Annotated in this window: 3 protein-coding genes; all 3 read left to right on the plus strand. The window is 29.8% G+C overall.

The features are described 5' to 3' along the window. Positions 1–1,704: PAS domain S-box protein (locus tag U9R42_02450; GenBank protein MEA3494874.1), on the plus strand; the 1,704-nt coding region annotated here is incomplete at its 5' end. A gap of 457 nt (positions 1,705–2,161) precedes the next feature. Further along, positions 2,162–2,839, plus strand: coding sequence for a DUF4412 domain-containing protein (locus U9R42_02455; protein MEA3494875.1), 678 nt, complete (start codon positions 2,162–2,164; stop codon positions 2,837–2,839). Positions 2,840–2,884: 45 nt separating this feature from the next. Further along, a complete protein-coding gene (locus U9R42_02460) occupies positions 2,885–4,552 on the plus strand; it encodes a S8 family serine peptidase (protein ID MEA3494876.1) in 1,668 nt (555 codons plus the stop codon). Positions 4,553–4,933 lie beyond the last annotated feature (381 nt).

Raw genomic sequence — 4,933 nt, forward strand, 5'->3', positions numbered from 1 at the left:
ATTACTCATCCCGATTATTTAAAACAAATTAAAAAACTTTTTGATGAGGTAATTAAGGGAAATAAATCCGAGTTTGAAATTAAAAAAAAATGCATTAATAAAAGTGGAGTTATTATTGATGTATTTTTACGTGCCAAAACCATTACTCAAAAAGAAAATAAGTCTTCATTAATAATAGGCATTATTAGTGATATTACTGATACAGAAAAAATAAAAAAATCTCTACACGAAAGTGAAAATAGACTTTCAAAAATAATAGAAGCCTCAAATGATGGAATGTGGGATTGGGATTTAAAAACAGATAAGGTTTACTTTGATGACAGATATTACCAAATGGCAGGCTATGAACCTAATGAATTTCCACATGAGTTTAGCGAATTTTCAAAACGAGTTCATCCCGAAGATATTGATTCTGTGTTGAAAGCAGCAAATGATTATCTTAAAGGTAAATCAGAATATTTTAAAATAGAATTTCGCTTTAAGAAAAAAAATAACGATTGGCTTTGCATACAAGGAATAGGCAAAATTGTAGAATATGATAAAGATGGAAAACCATTACGTTTTATAGGAACTCATACTGATATAAGTAAACGTAAAAAGATTGAGGATAAACTTAAAGCAAGTGAAGAAAAATACCGTAGTTTTTTTAAAACCTCACAAGATTGTATTTTTATTTCTTCGGAGAAAGGAAAATGGATTGACATGAGTGATAGTGCTCCAGAATTTTTTGGGTATAGAAATAAAGAAGAATTAAAAAAAATAAATACTTATGATTTATATAAAACCGTATCCGATAGAGATACTCATATTAATGAAATGATCAAACAGGGTTTTACAAAAGAATACCCGATAGAGATGCTAAAGAAGGACGGAAGTGTAATCAATACACTTATAACTTCTGTTTTAATTAAAAATGAAAAGACTAATACCAGTGAATTTCAAGGTGTAATAAGAGATATTACTGAAAAGAAAAAAGTAGAAAAAAAATTAAAGGAAAATGAAAAATTCTTAAAAGAGCTTAATGCTACCAAAGATAGATTTTTCTCAATTATTGCTCATGATTTAAAAAGCCCTTTTAATTCCATACTTGGTTTTTTAGAAATAATAATTAATGAGTTTGATAATTTCAAAAAAGAAGAAATTTTACAAATGATTAAAAATGTTTCTCAAAGTAGTAACAATGCCTACAGACTTTTAAATAATCTTTTGGAATGGTCAAAAATTCAAAGGAACTCAATAGAGATTAATGCACAAGTTCAAAAAATAAATGATATTGTACAAAATAATATTTCTTTCTTTGAAGTGGAAGCAAATAAAAGAAAAATTACATTAATTAATAATGTAGATAAAACATCAATTGCTTTTTTTGATAAAAATACAATAGATACAGTTATCCGAAATTTAATTTCTAATGCCATAAATTTTACTCCTGAAAACGGGAAAGTTACAATATCTTCTCAATCAACCAATAATCACGTTGAAATTTCTGTCTCCGATACGGGAGTAGGAATGAAAAAAGAAAAAATTGATCTACTTTTTAGAATAGACAAAAATATTGCGTCACGTGGATTAAATGGACAAAAAGGTACAGGGCTTGGATTAATATTGTGTAATGAACTTGTTAAGAAAAACGAAGGAAATATTACTATTGAAAGTAAAGAAGGACAAGGAAGTAAATTTATCTTTACAGTCCCAAAAAGTTAAGGGGGCTTGCGTCCACTCCGAAAATGCATATATTTGAAATTGACGAAAAATATTACCACAGATTACACTGATTATCACATATTTAATTTTATATAAATCTGTGAATCTGTCTTTGACAGACGTAGTCTTACTTCAATTACACATAGCATGTCTTCAACAGACGAAGTCTGTGGCTATTTTCATTTTTACAACTTTTAGGAGTGGACTCATGCTTGAATTTATAATTATTCAAGGTTATACCAAATTAACATCAAAACACCCGATATAAATCATTTCTATTTCCCTTTTTTGTCGTTAAAAATTATTTCCGTAGCTATAGCTATGCAAAGAATTTTTGCCTAAAAAAAGAAAAATATAATTTAATTTATTTATCTGGCGTTTTGAAATTAAATTGGTATTATTCAAAAAATTGGCAATAATTTTGTTACTTTTGACGACACAAAAAATATATTAAAGCATGAAAAAAACAGGATTATTTATTCTAATTTTATTTTTAGCAACTATTGCACATTCTCAAAACTTCTCCGAAGGAATTATAACTTATAATATTTCTATTACAGGGAAAGATGCCGCTATGGTAAAAGGCATGATGCCAAACGAATATTTATTTTATTTAAAAGACGAAATGGTTCGCTTACATATTAATGGAGGAATGATGGGAACAATGTTCGGAGTTATCATTGTTGACCCTGAAACAAAAATTAGCTATATTTTACAAGAAGAAGAAAAAAAAGCATTAAAAATAAAATCTGAAAACAACGATGAAAACTCAAAAGAAAGTAAAAATGTTGTTGAAAACATGAAAACAACAGAAATCATTGCCGGATACAAGTGTACTAAATATAAAATGACAACAAATCTTGAAGGAAAGGAGATTGTTACTTTTTATTGGGTTTCAAAAGATTTTAATGTGAAAATAAGTGATGTAAAAAATACTCCGGGAGTTTCACAATTTGCTATTGAAGGACTTGAAGGCTTCCCACTCAAAGTACAAACTTCAATAAACGAGCAAGGTACAAGCTTTGATTTTATTCTTGAGGTGGTGAAAATTGAAAAGAAAAAATTAAAAGATAGCATGTTTAAAGTACCTTCAGATTTTACAATAGAAGATTTTGATTTTTCAAGTTTTAAATAAAACAATTGAAACAACTAGTTTTAGGGTATCTTTTAAAAGAAATAAATGAATTCAATTAATAAACTATTACTTTTAATATTTATAATTTCCGCTACCACACTTCCAGAAAATATTTTTGCACAAAGAAATTCATCAAACTCTTATTACATTCGTTTTTCGGATAAAACTAACAGCCCTTTTTCTGTTGATAAACCTTTGGAGTTTTTATCTCAAAGAGCTATTGATAGAAGAGAAATGAAAAATATTTCAATAACTGAGCAAGATTTTCCTGTTAATCCATGGTATTTAGATAGTTTACAATCAAAAGGAGCAAAAATTCTTTTCACTACCAGATGGTTAAATGCAGCAACCATAAAAGTTGATACTTATTTGATTATAAAAGAAATTGAAAAGTTGCCTTTTGTACTAAATTCGGAAAAAGTATATAAACTAAGAAAGGATAATACAGAGATTCATTCAGCAGAAAGTAATTTAAGTGCTACTTCTAATGATTATTCTTTTTATGGAGCATCTTTCAGGCAAATTGAAATGCTTAACGGACACAAACTTCATGAAAAAGGTGTTAATGCCGAAGGTGTAGTAATAGCCGTAATTGATGCAGGATTTTATGATGTAGATTCCATGGAGGCATTTAAGTATTTGCATGAACATAATAGAATTTTAGCAACTCATGATTTTGTTACAGGAGATTCATCGGTTTATGAAGATCATTCTCATGGTATGATGGTTTTATCAGCAATGGGCGGAAGACTTTGGGGAAAACTTGTGGGCACTGCTCCCGAGGCTTCATTTATTTTGCTTAGATCAGAAAATGTTTATAGCGAATACATGATTGAAGAAGATGCATGGGTAGCCGCTGCTGAATTTGCTGATAGTGCCGGTGCTGACATTATCAATACTTCTCTAGGTTATTCTGTTTTTGATGATAGTGCAATGTGTCATAACTATTCGGATATGGATGGCAACTCAACGCGTATAAGTATTGCCGCAAATATCGCAACAACTAAAGGTGTTTTTGTTGTAAGTAGTGCAGGCAATGAAGGTGCATCAACATGGAAATACATAACTTCTCCTGCTGATGGCAATAAAGTTTTGGCGGTTGGAGCTGTGGATGAATTTGAACAAATTGTTCCTTTCAGCTCAAGAGGTCCCTCCTCTGATGGTGAAGTAAAACCTAATGTTTCTGCCATGGGATACAGAACTGCAGTAGCTTCTTTGCATGATGGATTTGTTGCATTTGTAAATGGAACATCTTTATCAGGTCCTGTTGTTACAGGATTGGTGGCATGTCTTATAGGTGCTTTTCCTGAGAAATCAAATTATGAAATAAAAGATATAATTGAAAAAAGTTCGCATCTGTATGCAACACCTAATGATTCCTTTGGCTATGGCATTCCTGATTTTGAAATGGCTTATGCAATGCTCAAACTCAAAGAAAATAAGAATGCTGAAGATTTAAAATTGCTAGAGCTATATCCTAATCCCTTTTTGAATGACATTTTAATTACTTTTTATTCAAAGCAGGATAACGAAATAAGCATTTCTATTTTTGATAATTTAGGACGATTCATGTATTTGAAAGAAATTGAAACAAATGCAAATTCTGTTGAGAAAATAAATATTAGCGGAAAATATTTTACTCAAAATGGCATTTATCATCTTCAAATTACTGATGGTAAAAATATAATTAACAAGATGATTCTTAAAATGTAGTTAATTAGTGTCTCTTAGAAAACTTTGCAAAATTAAAAAAAATAGATAGCTCTCTAAGAAGCACTAATTATAGGCTCTATGTTAAATACAGTGGGTAATCAAATTTGCCACAGACTTCGTCTGTCGAAGACATGCAAAAAGTAAAGACTACGTCTGTCAAAGACAGATTCACAGATTACAAAATTACTCTTTTTGTAATTAGTGCTTATAAGAAAACTCATTATTTGCCTAGCTGTACCCCTTAAATCCCCTAAAGGGGAAAACCAAACTCACTGAGTCTGATGGCATCTTCTTTAGGGGACAAAGGGGTGAACATACGATCTGTAAAATTTTCTTTAGTTTTCTAACGAGGTATTAATGAATTTTAATCTGTGAATCTGT

It is taken from the genome of Bacteroidota bacterium, assembly GCA_034723125.1.
GTDB lineage: Bacteria > Bacteroidota > Bacteroidia > CAILMK01 > JAAYUY01 > JAYEOP01.

What these genes read in the sequence shown, in the direction of transcription:
- U9R42_02460 (MEA3494876.1), top strand. Translation starts at nt 2,885, where the DNA reads ATGAATTCAATTAATAAACTATTACTTTTAATATTTATAATTTCCGCT.
- U9R42_02455 (MEA3494875.1), top strand. Translation starts at nt 2,162, where the DNA reads ATGAAAAAAACAGGATTATTTATTCTAATTTTATTTTTAGCAACTATT.